Genomic DNA, 16,121 nt, shown 5'->3' on the forward strand with positions numbered 1-16,121 from the left:
GCGGCAAGTCGTGGGGCTGGGCGTAGGCAGAATGTGATCAAGAGACTGTTGCGAGCATCCAGGAATATAATCAATACATTTCATCTAAAGTTGGAATAAGGTACTAATGGTACGATTGGCATGTTCATATCTCCTTGCCAGCCCTCCAATGAGTAGCGAAGGAAAAGAGCAGCGTGACTTGGGGTATAGTCTGTTGATTGTTGGATATCTAACCATCCTCCGATAACAAAATGTGAACCAAGTCGACGTTCTATCAGTGCAAGTATAGAATAACCATAGCCTGTGCCAGGTCCACCCGATTGAATGAAGTTTTGCGAAGGATCGAAATTTGGAATCAGGTTTGGTAAGGGATAAGCAAGCAAGTCTTTGGTAGTGTCACGTGAATAGGTTACCGATCCGCCTAATTCATAAGACCAGTTTGCAGTACGCCGGCGATAATTTATCGGGAGTGAAAATGATACATAAAAATTAGGGCTAAAGTACCCACCTTGTCCAAGAGTATATGCAAATAGATTCTTTTCATAGTGCCAGATCATATTTGTGACTCCAATGGAAAGACGACGGTTCTCTTCATTAATGATTTTGTAATAATAACCATCTAATAAAAGAATACGTGTATTAGAGAGCACGTTTTTCCCAGTTAGTTTACTGCCAATAATGTTAGCCCAGACCCCATGAGCTTCGCCGCGATCGTAACTCAGTGACAAAGTAATGCCTGTAGCAACTACTCCTCCCCACACGACTCCCGTATTGGGATCAACTGTACCCGAAAAAGAAAGTAAGGAGTTAGTCATGGGGCGTTGGGATGCGGTGATTGTCCAGCCCACATGTCGTATTTCACCGTTGTAATTGATGCCGCCAATCCAATTTTTTACAGGAAATCCTATAGGCGTTTGTCCAATGTCAAAACCCCAGAGTGGATTTTGCCAGCCTCCATCCCAGCCAATACCTTTTGTCGCCTGTTTGATACCTGTTGTACATCCATTGATAGCACAAGTACCAAATTCATCCTCATAAACCCCATCAATTGGAGAAAAGCTTCCTGCTCCTAAATTGATTTTATCCGCTCTAAAAAAAGCACGACCGTTCGAGTATGCCCAATCTGCTTGCGCTATAGTATCTTCGGCACGCAGGTCAGAAATTCCGGCTGAACCTGGCAACCGCCAGTAATCTTCATCCACAGTAAGGCGTGTTTCTTGTTGCCGATACAGTAGGGCTGATTCAGAACGAATACTACGTTTAAGCCAATCATCTTCTATATTATTCCGTGTTAACCAGGTATAGTAATCGTTGCTGGTAGGCCATACTGAGGTAATACTGCTTTGAACCATTGCCTTTTTGTAATCTTCCTGAGCTAATTTGGGCATGCGAAGTTGTGTTTCCAAGCGGGCAGCATCGCGAAATATAAGCGCACTATCCTGACTAGGTGCCGCATTAATACTTTCTTGTTTGAGGTGGTTGAAAATAGTTAATGCTTTTTGAGAGTTTCCTACAGCATTCCAGGCATTTGCTAGTCTTCTTTGCATATTAAGATTAAAAGCCAATTTGAGATTTTGCTGCTGTTCGAGCAATTGATGCGCTTCTTTCTTATTTCCCAAGGCGATAAGTGATTCTATAACCCCAAGATTTGCATCAGCATTGAGCGGTTCATGAGTTTTCACATCTTGATAATAATTCAATGCTCTTGCAAATTCTCCATCAAGCAAAGCCCAATCTGCTAGAGTAAGTTTAATCGGTGTGGTCTGTGTCTGACTCATTAAATATGCTGCCGCACCTTGCTTATCGCCACTGTCACGTAATTGTTGTGCATGGTGTAAAATCAATTCAGTGGTCAGACGTTGTGCTAATTGACGCATGCCTTCATTCCATTGTTTTTGTGGAATAGTATGAAGATGCGTCAGCGCTTTCTGTAACTGATCTATATTCGATAAATAAAGTGCATAAGCATATGCTTGAATCGGATTTTTTCTTTGTTTTGAAATCAAGCGCTGGAATAAATCATGTGCTTTTTTGAATTCACCTTCATGATTCAATGCTAAGGCAAGATGATAAGTTAACCAAACATTATCCGGGTCAATTTTCAGTGCTTGCCTGTACTTTTCTATTGCCTGTTTCCATTGGTTTGTTTGTTCAAGATCCTCCGCTTGCTCTTGTAATAAAGCGCTTTCCAAACTACGTTGAGCGTCTTTAAATTTGCTTTTTAGATCTTCAGGCAAACTATTCAGGTAATTCAAGGCCTTTTGTAATGATTGACGCTTGTAGATGCCAAGAAGCCCAAAGACTGCGCTACCCTTTCCAGGGCTAATGACCAAAGCTCGTTTAAATGCTTGTTCTGCATTGGCGAAATTTTTGCGGGCGAATTCTACTTCACCTATCCCAACCCAAGCATCATAATTCCTACTATCTAAAAGGAGGGCTTGCTGATATTTTTTTTTCGCCAAATCAATATTACCTGCTTGAAATTCAGTTTCTCCGCTGGAAACCCATAACTCTGCAAGCCTATTTTTGAGTGCATAAGACCAATTATCCTGGTTGTTATTATTCGTATACACTTGATGTTCTTTTAAAAAATTATAAAGCTCTTGCAAATGGTTAAATGCATTTTGGCGCTGAGCGGGTATTCTTGAGACGATGCGCCAATATTCAGTACTTAACTCCCGTGTGGGAAAAACTCCATGAAAAAGAGCATCATATTGAGCTTTAGCCAAATCGAGATGTCCAGACATTGCCATTATTCTCGCTTTTTGCAATTTTAATTTTGCTTCAGGCTGTATAAGAAATAAACTCATCTTAGCTTGTTTGTATTCAACTGAATCTGGAGCTTTTTGTTTTAATTCCTCGAGTAGTTCTTCTGCTAAAATCAAGTTCTTTTGACGTATTGCAAGTCTGATGCGTGCTGCAAGAACTTCAGGATCATTAGGAGCGATCAATTGCAAACGATCAAGAGAGTTTTGCACAAAATCATCTCTATAATAGGTCTCCCCCCAAAGCACCTGATCCAATAAAATCTGTTTTGGATTGATATCAATGGCATAAACTTTTAAGGCGATTAAGCTAAACAAAAATCCTAGAAAAAGTAGTTGAAACCTGCTGCTCAAACTAAAGGTACTCAATCTGATGGATTTTTTTGAATTTTTTCGCTCACCGTAGTGGAGACTACTGCTTTCGCGAAAAAAATCAAAGAAATCCATCATCTTCAGCACCTTTAATTTGCTCGTTACGGCTCAATTGTTTTTTCCAGGATAATAAACTGAATCTGGCTATGAACATTAACTAATCCAATTATTCTGTCGAACTATTTCCTTGGAGCTTTCGACTCCGGGTTGATCAAATGAATTTATATTCCAAATTACACCCTGGACAAAAACTTTATGTTCGTATAAGGAAATCAGTGAGCCCAGAGTTTTTGGTGACCATTCAGTCAAAGAGAGAAGATTAATAGGCATTTCGCCGGCAATGTAACTGTGAGGATTTTCTCCGTGATTTCCACCTTTTGTTAATACTTCTTTATGGGCATGACATATTTTATTAATTACCTTACCATCAAACGTTTGAACGCTAATTAAATCAGCTGCTACTTTATGTGTTCCTTGACACAAAAGCTGGTAGTAACTGTGTTGTGCATGGTTACCTAGACCACCCCAGATAATGGGGCCTGTCGCATAATCCACTGTACGACCTTGTCTGTTTATCGATTTACCATTACTTTCCATATCGAGTTGCTGAAGATAGGGAACAAAATACTGTAAGTCTTGAGAATAAGTCATGACCAGCAAGTTATTAATGTTTAAAAAATTAATGTTCCATATACCTAATAATGCCATAAGGACGGGCAAGTTTTTTGCAAAAGGCTCATTGCAAAAATGCATATCCATTTTATATGCCCCAGCAAGGATTTCTGAAAAATGCTCAAAACCAATCGCAATACAGGAAATCAAATTAATGGCTGAGCAGAATGAATAACGCCCTCCAACCCATTCCCATATAGGAAGTATGGTTTTAAAACCCATTTCTTGGGCTTTTTCAACATTTGCAGTGACGGCAATAAAATGTTGATTTAAAGGTTGCTCCTGATTTAGCCAAGATAACGCTTTTTGATAATGAGACAAAGTTTCTGGAGTAGTAAATGACTTTGAGGAAATAATAAATAATGTAGTTTCCGGGTTTAGTTTCGCAGCAGTACGTGAGAACGAATTCGGATCAATGTCGGAAATAAAATGAAATCCTAATCGGTCTGTTACTAAATCACTTAATGCATTAATACAAAAAAAAGGACCAAGCATAGAGCCGCCAATTCCTATATTTACTACATCAGTAATGGGTTTTCCAGAATAACCCTGCCACTCGCCGTTTCTAATTTTTGTGGAAATGAGTTTCATTGTATTTCGAACATGAACTATTTCAGGAATAATATTGCGTTCATTAACCAATATGACTTTATTTTCTGGAGCACGAAGCGCTGTATGCAAGGCGGGTCTATTTTCTGTATTATTAACAGGTTTCCCGACCATCAGGGCATTAATATGTTCCAGCAGATCACACTCATGAGCCAGTTCAAGAAGTGAATCTAAAATCTGGTGGTTAATATGTTGTTCACTGTAATCCAGATTAATGTGGTCGCTGGATACACAATATTTTTTTGTTTCAGAACTTTGGTTAATGTATGTTTTTGCATATTTTTCGAGTTTTTTCCACGCATTCATTTTTGTAAGCTGTTCCATATACATTCTCAATTAATAAAAAAATCTAAGCTAAAAGCCATTCGGTAAAATTTTTTCCTTCAGTTGGATGCTTCTTCCCCAAATCTACATTCGCTTTAAGAAAACCAAGAACACTCCCGCAATCATAACGTTTTCCCTCATAGGGAAGTGCTAAAACAGTTTCTTCTTTTACCAATCCATTAATTGCATCAGTTAATTGAATTTCTCTATGTTTTTCATTGGGTAGTTTCTTGATTTGTGCAAAAATACTAGGGCTCAAGATATAACGTCCCACAATTGCAATATTTGATGCAGCAAGATGAGGCTTCGGTTTCTCCACCAGATGATGTATGCTCAAAAGGTTTTTATCCCAGGGTGCGCCTTGAATAATTCCATAACATTCTGTGAGTTCTTGAGGAATATTTTCTACTGCAACAATGCTATGACCGTGTTGCTCATACATTTGGATTAATTGTTGGATAACTGGTATCGTACTCGTCATTAAGTCATCAGCAAGAATTACAGCAAATGGTTCATTGCAAATGATTTGTTCTACACATAAAACAGCATGTCCCAGACCAAGAGGTTTGGCCTGACGAACATAAAAACATTCCATATCGTCAGGTGTTACTGATTGAACTATAGCTAAAAGTTCATTTTTATCATGTATGCTCAGTTCATTCTCGAGCTGGTAGGCAAGATCAAAATGATCTTCAATAGCACGTTTATTATGGCAAGTCACAAAGATCATTTGGCGTATGCCTGCAGCATAGGCCTCTTCAACTGCATATTGAATTAAAGGTTTGTTTACAACAGTTAACATTTCCTTGGGTGCTGCTTTTGTTGCGGGTAAAAACCGCGTCCCAAGGCCGGCCACAGGAAATACTGCTTTACGTATTGGTGGAAATGATGCATTCACTGTTAATCTATCCATTTAGTAACAATTAATGTAGATTGTACGGTACTTTAAGTATGCACGTAAAAATTTTTGATTTATATAGTTTTTATCAAATTTTTGAAAAGGTTAGGATAAGTTCTACTAAGGCTATTATGTATTCTTTAAACTGGTCATACGTTAATGGGCTACCAAAGTCCACTGCTCGTTTTAAATGCAGCCCAGAAGATTTTCAGGTGAATGAATTTTTTGATAGTCCATTTTCTGGAGAGGGCGAACATATTGTTCTTAGAATAGAAAAAACTGGAGTTACTACAGAAGAAGTGGTTAGGTCTTTAGCAAAATTGCTGCATAAACCAGTAAAATCAATTGGTTATGCTGGATTGAAAGATAGGCAGGCACGGGCGACTCAATGGCTGAGTATTCATGCTCCTGGTGAACAGATTCCGGGGATTGCACAACTTACGGCACCCGGTTGGTGTATTTTGGAATGGACCCGACATCATAAAAAATTGAGGCCAGGATTCTTAACTGGAAATCAATTTATCGTACGTTTGCGCGAAATCTCCCATAAAGAAGATTTGCTGGAGCGTATCGAACGAATTAAAGAGAATGGTGTTCCTAATTATTTTGGAGAGCAACGATTTGGCCGCAATGCAGATAATTTACTGAAAGCCGAAAAAATGCTCATTCAAGGACATCGAGTCAAAGACCGATTTCTACGGGGTATTTATTGTTCCGCGGCACGTTCATGGATTTACAATCTGATTTTATCTCGTCGTGTTATGGAGCAATGCTGGAATACACCCCTGTCTGGTGATGTGATGCAGCTTAAAGGATCAAACAGTATTTTTGCTATTGATCATATTGATAATGAATTACTGCAAAGGATTAAAGATAAAGATATTTCTCCCGCGAGTCCTTTGCCTGGAAAAAGTAAACACAAAATCAAAGGTGAAGCATTGCAATTGGTTAATGAAATTTATCTTGATTGGCAGCCATGGTTGGCAGGTTTGGAACATTATGGTTTAGAGGAAGATTGGCGTGCTAATATCTTGCACGCAGAACAATTGACCTGTGTTATTAAGAATAATCTTGCTGAGTTATCTTTTAGTTTGCCCCCGGGGGCTTATGCCACTGCGGTATTACGTGAGTTAACGCTTTATCAAAATGGATAAACGCTATATTAAGAAGTAATTTTTGTTGATTTGATTCTCGCAGTACTATTTGTTTCTATTTCTCCCTTCTACAGTCTTCTCTAAAACAACTATACTTTCTTTTATAGCGCAATAGATAGGATATGTTCAATGGGTATTGAAGCATTTAAGGCTGCGATTAAGCAGGGGAATTTAGCTCAATTTACACGATTAATGTCCAGTGTCTATGAAGACAATTTTCTAATGACTGATGAAAACGGTAATACACTAGCACATCTTGTTGCAAAATATGATCAACCTGAAATGTTGAAAATGCTTATGGACAAGGCAGAGGAATTCAATAGTTCGATATTAGAAATTCCCAATAACAATGCATTCACTCCTCTTGAATGTTGTTACTTATTTTCATCAACAAAGACAATGTCATTATTACAATCTAATCCCCAGTTAAGCAATTCATCGAAGTTGGTAGTCTCAAAGGACTATAAGGCGATGGAGAGGTTAACTCCAAATGGTTTTCGTAGGGAGGGGCTTGGGAAAATTGCTATCGTTGCAAGTGCATTAGGCGATGTAAAGGCATTGCAGATTCTTTTGAGTATTACAAAAGATAAAGAGGGCTTACTTCGCCGTCAAACTAAAGATGGATGGTCTGGTGCCCATTTCGCTGCATACAATAATCAATTGGATGCCCTTAAATTATTTCCTGAAGAATTCGTCGCAAAAATCACAGACAATCAAGGCGATACGCCTCTAATGGTTGCTTCTGGGAGTGGAAATTTAAAAATTATTGAGTACTTGCTTCAAATAGGTTGTGACCCGCATCAAAGAAACAACATCGGGGAAAATGCAGCCACTTTTGCCGCTGAAAATGGACAATTAGATACACTTAAATTTTTGGATAAAGAAGGTATTGACCTAACAGTTGTCAATACTAGAGGTGAAAACACCTTGATTTTTGCCGCAAAAAATGGACATGTGGCATGTGTTTCTTATTTATTGGAGCGCGGTATTCCCGTAGACCTGAAAGATAATCAGGGTAAAACTGCTTTTCAACGTGCACTGGAAGCATCTCGATTTGAGATCGCTGATTTACTTGTAACTCAGAGTACTGCAAATGAAATCGACCAAGCTTTGATTGATGCCGTAAAAAGAGGAGATTTAGCTTCCGTACAATGGTTAGTGGGGCATGGTGCTTCTTTATCAGTTAGGGACAACTTCCAACAAATGACTCCTATGCTATTAGCGGCACATATGGGAAATATAAAATTAATCGATTATTTTCTTAGCTTAGATCCCTCACCACTTCATGATAAGGACAGTGAGGGGGATAACGCATTGTTTGTGGCAATTAAAAGTCGACAGACTTTTCTTGTTGAACATATAGTCGCTCGTGGTCTTTTTCCACTGGAAGAAAGAAATGCCAAAGGAAAAACCCCTTTGTTAGCAGCAGCTGAAGTTAATTCCGATGTATTGGTCGAGTTCCTCCATAAAGAAGGTGGTTCATTGGAGGCTCAAGATAATGAGGGAAATACCGCTTTTCATTTGTTATTGGCCAAAGGATATTTGGGTGATGCCATGAGTTATATTCATACTCATAGTCCTGCTTTGATACTGAAAAAAAATCATAAAGAAGAATCACCCTTACACACAGCAATAATCCATAAGCGAACTTATGAAATAGAGAAAATGCTTGGTTTAGTTGCTTTAGAACCTAAGATAAAAAAGGAGTTCATTGAAGCAAAAGATGAGCAGGGAAATACCCCTTTGCTGTCAGCTGTAGCGTGCCAAAATTTTGAGGCAATCCCATTACTTTTGGCAGCGGGAGCTGATGTTTTGGCTAAAAACGATAAAGCTCAATCGGTCATTACAATCGCGCCATTAAATACGTTTCCCCAGGAAACCCTCAAATTTTTTTTTGAAGCGCATCAAATTGATTATAAGGAATATTATAGTCGCCGACGACTGTACTTTATCTTTGGTGGAGAAAAGTTGAATGAGGTTCTTAAATTTCCTAATGCGGATGTTCAATTTGGTTCTGGCTTATTTGATGAAGGGGTTCAGGTTCTTAATGTCTATTTAAAGGCGTTTATTCATGAGAAACATCCAGAATATTCTCCACGGTTCGAACACTTATTAGGTGCGTTAGATAAACTCCAATCTGATGCAACAATTGGGAATATATTAAATCGTCTCGATAGTGATGGTATGGCTTTTCAGGCAACTGGTTTTAAGGGGCATGGTGTTCTTGCCACTTTAAAAGATTTGCCAGATGGAAGGATGAAGCTCTCGCTTGCTGAACGAGGTGCTCGGGTAGGGGGCGCTCCTTTTTTAAATGATGAGAACAAGAAATTTGCGGCGGTCCGATCAATTATTGTACCAAAGGAAAAACGTCAGGAAGTGATTCAGCTTTTATATCAAGCAAAAAATGAACCTCAGACAAAAGGAGTGAATATCCTATTTAACCAAATACCGGAGATTGTGGGGGAGCCCTATCAGTTTTCTTCCATTTACCAGAAAAAATTCATGGATATTTGTTTTTACAGTAATCCCAAAACAGGTTTGTATGAACAATTTATTGAGATTCTTGGACCAGAGAATGGAAAATCCTTTTATAAGGAATTTGAACTCTATATGCGCGAACAGGAGTTAGTTCGATATAAAGAATTTTGTCGACTCGCTCATCCAGATAAAGACTTACAGGAAAATCCAATTATTGTTAAAGCACAGGAGCTTGTTGATAAAAGACATGAGGCGCTTACATCGGTTACTCAAAAATTCGATTAGGATCTATTTATAACGCTACATTCTTGGTCAAAATGCGCCATTTCAGTGCGAAAAATTGCAGCATCTAGCTCAGAATAGCTAATTGCAAACAGACCCTTTAGAGGCAAGTTCTAAAAGAGCATAACCTACTAGATAAAATTGATCTTTTTATTAAAGCAAGCTATGTTTAAATGGGTAGGCCCGATTTATACACAGCGTGTAAGGGGGGCTATGCCATGGACTGAAATCTCTGGGGGTTTCAGGAGGATTTGCTCCTGATCAGGATATATTCTTTAACTCAGTAATGTATGTGGATATTTCAAAACAAGAAACTATCAAACAAATAATCGAACGGTGGAAAATAGTGAAAAGATAAATAGGAAAAAAGTATGCTGGTAATTGCGTTACAAGGAATCCGTGGAGGAGTAAGCGTAACCTCTATTGCTGCGGGCCTGGGTTGGGCTTTAGTGCAATTGAATGAATCAGTATTGGTTATTGATTTTACAACGGATAACTTATTGCGCCTGCATTTTAATATAGGAGAATGTCGCGCGTATCGTTTAATAGTTCAAGATATAAATGCCTTAGCTAATTGGTGCATGAGCAATGATTTTGGAAATATAAAATGAGTAAGATCCTGAATTTGCTTTTGTCACGTACTGCAAATAAAAAAATTGAAAGGTTTTACCAAAGTTTTCTTCATCATCAAACTTCATTTTTTACTACTATTTGCATTATTTTACTCCAAATAACGGCATGGACTTTTTTACGATTGGAATCATCCCGTTGGCAATGGGTGCGAAGAAATCATTACGCTTGGTTCCCGCACATTTCCCGAAAACATCCTCGCCCGGGAGACATATTCCGTTATTTAATTCAAAGCCTATGGCTTATTGTGTTATATACAGAACAAAAAAGAAGAACGAGTCACAATCTTTGGCAAAGAGGCGTTAATTATTATTACTCTTGGATAGAAGGACTGCCGGAGAAGATCGAAGACAATAAAATAGCAAAACACACAGCAAAGTGTTTTAGCCAAACAAAAAGTATTGTGCGCCGTGTGCTGCTTATTATATTAACCATTTTTTCGGCCTTATTATTAGTAATTTGCATTACCCAGCCATTTCAACCACTAGCACAATTTATTTTTGTGGTACTTCTATGGGGAATGGCTATGAGTATTCGTAAAGCTCCTGGTCATGCAAGTACTATTATGCTGGTTGTCCTCTCTGTGATTGTTTCATGCCGATACTTATGGTGGAGGTACGAATATACTTTAGTATGGGATGATACAGTGAGTGCTGTATTTGGAAGCTTACTTATCTTTGCTGAGACCTATATTTGGCTGGTTATGATATTAGGATATTTTCAAAGTATTTGGCCATTAAATCGAAAGCCAATACCGTTACCTGCTGATCAGTCCGTCTGGCCTACTGTAGATATCATGATCACTACGTATAATGAGGATTTGAGTATATTAAAACCTGGTGTTTACTCGGCTCTAGGTTTGGATTGGCCTAAAGAAAAACTAAATATCTATATTCTGGATGATGGCAACCGTCCTGAATTTAAAGCATTTGCCGAGGAAGTAGGGGTACATTATATCGCGCGTCCTTCCCATGAACATGCAAAAGCAGGCAATGTCAACTATGCTCTAAAACAAACACATGGTGAGCTGGTAGCAATTTTTGATTGCGACTACGTTATTACCCATCCTTTTTTACAGTTGACTGTTGGCTGGTTTTTAAAAGATGCCAATCTTGCTATTTTACAAACCCCACATCACTTTTTTTCACCTGATCCTTTCGAACGCAATTTGAAGTCGTTTCGAAAAACACCCAATGAAAGTGCTTTGTTTTATGGTGTGGTGCAAGATGGGAATGATACATGGAACGCAACTTACTTTTGTGGATCGAGCGGTATCATACGTCGCTCTGCATTGGAAAAAATTGGTGGTCTGGCAGTAGAAAGCGTTACCGAAGACGCACACACCTCCTTGCGACTCCAACGTCTTGGTTATAATTCCGCTTATATTCGCATTCCATTGGCAGCTGGCTTGGCAACAGAAAGTCTTGCAAGTCACGTGGGCCAGCGTATTCGTTGGGCACGCGGTATGGTACAGATTTTACGCATGGATAATCCTTTGTTCGGTAAAGGGTTAGCTTTTGGACAACGACTTTGTTATTTTAATGCCATGTTGCATTTTCTTTCTGGCGTTCCCCGGTTAATTTTTTTCATTACACCAGCGGCGTTTTTGCTTTTAAACGCGTATGTAGTCTATGCATCTGGGGTAATGATACTACTTTATGCTTTACCTCATATTGTTCATGCAATATTGACTAATAATCAAATTCAAGGTCGGTTTCGTCATTTTTTATGGAATGAAATTTATGAAACAGTAATGGCTTGGTATATTGCGGTTCCTACAACTATGGCTTTAATCAATCCACATAAGGGAAGATTTAACGTGACGCCTAAAGGGGATATTATTGCAGAAGAGCATGTAGATTGGCTGACAGCACGACCGTATATCGTCTTATTGTGTATCAATATTGCTGGTTTAGCCGCTGCCGCTTTTCGATTGACTGTGGACCCAGCAGCTACAATTTTAGCGGTACTTATTACTTCAGCCTGGTCTTTATATAATATAGCTATTCTTGGTGGTGCCCTGGGAGTAAGTATTGAGGCAAGACAAAGACGTAGAGCGCCTCGCGTGACGTTTATTATGCCAGCAGCAATTATGCGATCTGATGGTCATGTATATCAATGTATCCTTAAGAATTATTCTGATAGGGGAGCAGGTATACAAATGGAAGAGCAAGACTTACTTCGCATAGGAGAAGAGATAACTCTTCTCCTCAAACGAGGAGAAGACGAATTTGCTTTCCCTGGAACTATTGCTTATACATTTTATCGCAATGCAGGTATTAAGTTACATGAGCTATCTTTGAGACAAAATATCGATTTTATCCAGTGTACTTTTGCGCGAGCAGATGTTTGGTCATTATGGCAAGAAGAATTTAGTCAGGATAAACCTCTGAAAAGTATGCGTGATGTATTTGCACTGGATTTGCGTGGTTATTACGATATCATAGGATTTACACCGCGTAGAATTCGTAAGTTACTTATAGACTTTACCAACGCAATTATTTGGATGGGGACATTTTTGCCACATCGACCGAGACCTAGACCAAAGAGTAATCTCTAGGCAGGGATTGCTGAAGTTAGAAATAAAATTAAACTAATGGATGAGATAATGATAAGAAAAATAATTTGGATTACATTACTGGTTTTTGGATTTCATTTACACGCTGCTCCTGTTGTTACAACAAATCCAGACCAGATTGCAAAACCTATATTATCTGTTCCAGCCAATGTTCCAACACGAAAAGTTAAGTTATATTTTAATAATTTAAATCAGCAGCAAGGCAATTTTACTTTAGGTAACTTCACTACAGGAAGAAATATCGAGTTTACCATGCGTAAAGATGAATTGATATTTCAAGCAGCATTACATTTGCAATTTATCCCTTCACCCTCACTTATTCCTTTGCTGTCGCAACTTAAAATTTATCTAAATGACCAATTGGTCGACGTGATCGCAATTAGTGCTGAACAATTAGGTAAATTGAATTCCATAGACATACCCATCGATTCTCGTTTTATCAATGATTTTAACCGTCTCCGTCTTGAGTTTATCGGTCATTATAAAGCGATTTGTGAAAATCCAGCACACAGTTCAATATGGATGGATATTGACAAGAACAGCTATCTTGAGTTGAATTTCCAAACCTTACTTTTGAAAAATGATCTCTCACATTTTCCTGCGCCTTTTTTTGACCCACTAGATAAGAATCGGTTAAATCTACCCATTATATTTTCTGAGCAACCTAATTTGGCGCAACAGCGTGCTGCAGCAATTCTGGCATCATGGTTTGGAAGTAAGGCTCTATGGCGTGGATCGACTTTCCCTGTTTTGTATAATCAGGTACCTACAAGCAATGCCATAATATTTGCGACGAATGCGCAAAGACCTAATTTCTTGAAAAATTATAAAACTGTGCAAGCTCCTACAGTCGAAATGATAAGTCATCCAAATAATCCCTATATTAAATTACTGGTGATTTCGGGACGTGATGATAAGGATTTAGTAACTGCTGTCCAGGGCATAGCGCAAGGTAATGTCCTTTTTCGAGGACCAAGCGTTAGTATCGATAACGTAAAAATGTTACAACCTCGAAAGCCTTATGATGCGCCAAACTGGATACCTACCTATAAGCCAGTAACTTTTGCAAAATTAAAAGAATTTGACGAGCAACTCCAAACAAAAGGGTTTACTCCTTTTCCCATCTCTCTTAGATTTAATATCCCACCTGATTTATTTTTGCATCAAAGCAGAGGTATTGATTTATTCTTAAAGTATCGTTACTCATTACCGCCAGCAGCAAGTATTTCACAGCTGCAGATTAGTCTGAATAATTCCTTTGTAAAAAGCTATATGTTGGAGCCCAAGGGAGAGAACGCTTTTGCAGGAAATATGGCAGTAACAAGTAAACAACTCTATATTCCAGCAAAATTAGGGGCACATAACCAATTTACCTTTGATTTTGCATATGGAACACAAGTGGCTGGAGGAGTGCAAAATGAACAATGCATTACTTATCAGGTAATTAATAATTTAGGAGTAATTGATGATGCTTCAACTTTAGATCTCTCCAATTATTATCATTATATTGCAATGCCTAATCTCAATGCGTTCATGAGTTCAGGTTTTCCTTTTAGTATTTTGGCTGATCTGTCACAAACGGTAGTTTATATTGATCCACAATCAAAACCTGAAGCAGTGACTTCTTTGCTTAATGTTTCGGGTAACATTGGGGCAGCAACAGGTTATCCTGTTTTAGCGATGACTTTGACAGATAACTGGTCTCAAGTTAAAAATAAAGATGCTGATATTTTAATTATTGGTACGTTACCTAAAGACCTTCGTGATAATGATGATCTTAATCTGCTGATTAATAAAACCCAAGATTGGATTAAAAAACCTTTAAATAGAAATGCAATGCCAGATACACAACGACTGACTCCTTTCAGTGCAGCTGAAAGTAAAACTACCGTCACTGCAATGGGTTCTGTAGCAGCTATTTTCGGTATCCAATCCCCATATTACAAAAAACGCAGTATTGTTGCTTTATTAGCTGAAAGTCAGCAAGGTTTTGATCTACTCAATAGGGCATTAACTAATAATAAAAATGTTGACAAAATCTTTGGTTCCGTGGCTGTAATCCGTGACTCTGGAATTAATAGTTTACGGGTAGGTAATAAGTACTATCTGGGATATCTACCATTATTGGATCGACTTTGGGAGTCGTTGCAAAAACATCCAATTAGTCTAGCACTTTTATCTCTTTTGGCTGCTGTAATTATTACATTCTTGATGTGGAATGGTTTGTCAGCCCTCATCCGACATCGTTTGAAAGGCACTCAAAAGGATAAAACGTGATTTTTAAATTAAAAAATAAGAAGTGCTTATTAATTATTATTTTATTTATATTGGGTATTTGTAACGTCATGGCAAGTACCCAATGGCCAATTTGGGAGAAATTTAAGCAGTACTACATCAGTACGGATGGACGAGTCATTGATCCACAACTTCCGGAAAGAAAAACTACTTCTGAGGGGCAAAGTTATGGATTATTCTTTGCTTTAGTTGCTCATGATCAACCTATGTTTGATAAATTATTACACTGGACTGAAAAAAATCTTGCTGCAGGTGATTTGGGGGCGCACTTACCTGCATGGGAATGGGGACAAAATACTCAAAAAAAATGGACTGTTTTAGACCGTAATTCGGCTGCTGATTCTGACTTATGGATTGCTTATAGTTTACTGGAAGCAGGACGCCTATGGAACAATAAGCGCTATGATTCTCTTGGTAAAAAGCTTCTTCAACGTATTCTGAAGGAAGAGGTAGTTCAAATTCCAGGATTTGGACTCATGCTACTTCCAGGTAAGTTCGGGTTTAATTTTAAAAACTACTGGCGTCTTAATCCCAGTTATTTACCGCCTCAGTTATTTGCCCGATTTACTCAACTCAACAGCCAATGGAATATCCTTGAGCGAAATAGCAGACGGTTGTTGTTAGAAACTTCCCCCAAAGGATTTGCGCCGGATTGGGTTATTTGGAAAAAGAATCATGGCTGGCAACCTGATCTAAAGCATCCTAATTTAGGTAGTTATAATGCGATTCGTGTTTATCTTTGGGTAGGGATGTTAGCTCAGGATGCACCTCAGGCAGCAGAATTGATAAAACACTTTTTGCCTATTATTGGACTGACGCAACAATTGGGGGCTCCACCAGAAGAAATTAATATTCTGACGGGTAAAACAGAAGGCAAAGGCTCTATTGGTTTTGCTGCTGCACTATTACCATTATTAGCAAATAATCCTTCAGAGCTTGCAGTACAAAGACAGCGTATTGATGCAGAGGAACTGACTGCTGACAGTTATTACAGCTCCGTACTCAGACTTTTTGGTCAGGGTTGGGATCAAAATCGATATCGTTTTAACGCTCAAGGCGAGTTGGTATTGCCATAGCCTGGGTGC

Annotated in this window: 9 protein-coding genes; 6 read left to right on the top strand and 3 right to left on the bottom strand. The window is 38.5% G+C overall.

Annotated elements, in window-relative coordinates:
• Positions 1-80: 80 nt before the first annotated feature.
• From bcsC to galU, 3 genes are all read right to left on the bottom strand, one after another.
• Entirely contained in the window at positions 81-3,194 is a 3,114-nt protein-coding gene (bcsC, locus tag Lani_RS09755; RefSeq protein ID WP_223499415.1) for a cellulose synthase complex outer membrane protein BcsC, read from the bottom strand.
• A 75-nt stretch (positions 3,195-3,269) separates the two neighbouring features.
• Positions 3,270-4,721, bottom strand: coding sequence for a glucose-6-phosphate isomerase (pgi, locus tag Lani_RS09760; protein WP_058388525.1), 1,452 nt, complete (start codon positions 4,719-4,721; stop codon positions 3,270-3,272).
• A gap of 25 nt (positions 4,722-4,746) precedes the next feature.
• A complete protein-coding gene (galU, locus tag Lani_RS09765) occupies positions 4,747-5,619 on the bottom strand; it encodes a UTP--glucose-1-phosphate uridylyltransferase GalU (protein ID WP_019233693.1) in 873 nt (290 codons plus the stop codon).
• Positions 5,620-5,750: 131 nt separating this feature from the next.
• Between galU and truD the strand changes: the two genes are divergently transcribed.
• The 6 genes from truD to bcsZ all read left to right on the top strand — a co-directional run bounded on the left by truD (position 5,751) and on the right by bcsZ (position 16,112).
• On the top strand, positions 5,751-6,773 hold the full coding sequence (gene truD, locus Lani_RS09770; protein ID WP_040522618.1) for a tRNA pseudouridine(13) synthase TruD: 1,023 nt from the start codon (positions 5,751-5,753) through the stop codon (positions 6,771-6,773).
• Positions 6,774-6,902: 129 nt separating this feature from the next.
• Entirely contained in the window at positions 6,903-9,536 is a 2,634-nt protein-coding gene (locus tag Lani_RS09775; RefSeq protein ID WP_058388526.1) for an ankyrin repeat domain-containing protein, read from the top strand.
• A 368-nt stretch (positions 9,537-9,904) separates the two neighbouring features.
• On the top strand, positions 9,905-10,144 hold the full coding sequence (locus Lani_RS20755) for a cellulose synthase operon protein YhjQ/BcsQ (RefSeq protein ID WP_019233689.1): 240 nt from the start codon (positions 9,905-9,907) through the stop codon (positions 10,142-10,144).
• Positions 10,141-12,723, top strand: a complete 2,583-nt coding sequence (gene bcsA / locus Lani_RS09785; protein ID WP_019233688.1) for a UDP-forming cellulose synthase catalytic subunit — start codon at positions 10,141-10,143, stop codon at positions 12,721-12,723. The genes Lani_RS20755 and bcsA overlap by 4 nt, the downstream gene beginning before the upstream one ends.
• 48 nt (positions 12,724-12,771) lie before the next feature.
• Complete coding sequence (bcsB, locus tag Lani_RS09790; protein WP_019233687.1) at positions 12,772-15,018, top strand: cellulose biosynthesis cyclic di-GMP-binding regulatory protein BcsB; 2,247 nt, start codon at positions 12,772-12,774, stop codon at positions 15,016-15,018.
• On the top strand, positions 15,015-16,112 hold the full coding sequence (bcsZ, locus tag Lani_RS09795) for a cellulose synthase complex periplasmic endoglucanase BcsZ (protein ID WP_019233686.1): 1,098 nt from the start codon (positions 15,015-15,017) through the stop codon (positions 16,110-16,112). The genes bcsB and bcsZ overlap by 4 nt, the downstream gene beginning before the upstream one ends.
• The last annotated feature ends 9 nt before the right edge of the window (positions 16,113-16,121 follow it).

Origin of the sequence: Legionella anisa (assembly GCF_001467525.1) — a bacterium.
GTDB lineage: Bacteria > Pseudomonadota > Gammaproteobacteria > Legionellales > Legionellaceae > Legionella > Legionella anisa.

Coding starts and splice junctions, on each gene's coding strand:
- bcsC (WP_223499415.1), bottom strand. CDS start 3,194: ATGATGGATTTCTTTGATTTTTTTCGCGAAAGCAGTAGTCTCCACTAC.
- pgi (WP_058388525.1), bottom strand. CDS start 4,721: ATGGAACAGCTTACAAAAATGAATGCGTGGAAAAAACTCGAAAAATAT.
- truD (WP_040522618.1), top strand. CDS start 5,751: ATGTATTCTTTAAACTGGTCATACGTTAATGGGCTACCAAAGTCCACT.
- Lani_RS09775 (WP_058388526.1), top strand. CDS start 6,903: ATGGGTATTGAAGCATTTAAGGCTGCGATTAAGCAGGGGAATTTAGCT.
- Lani_RS20755 (WP_019233689.1), top strand. CDS start 9,905: ATGCTGGTAATTGCGTTACAAGGAATCCGTGGAGGAGTAAGCGTAACC.
- bcsA (WP_019233688.1), top strand. CDS start 10,141: ATGAGTAAGATCCTGAATTTGCTTTTGTCACGTACTGCAAATAAAAAA.
- bcsB (WP_019233687.1), top strand. CDS start 12,772: ATGATAAGAAAAATAATTTGGATTACATTACTGGTTTTTGGATTTCAT.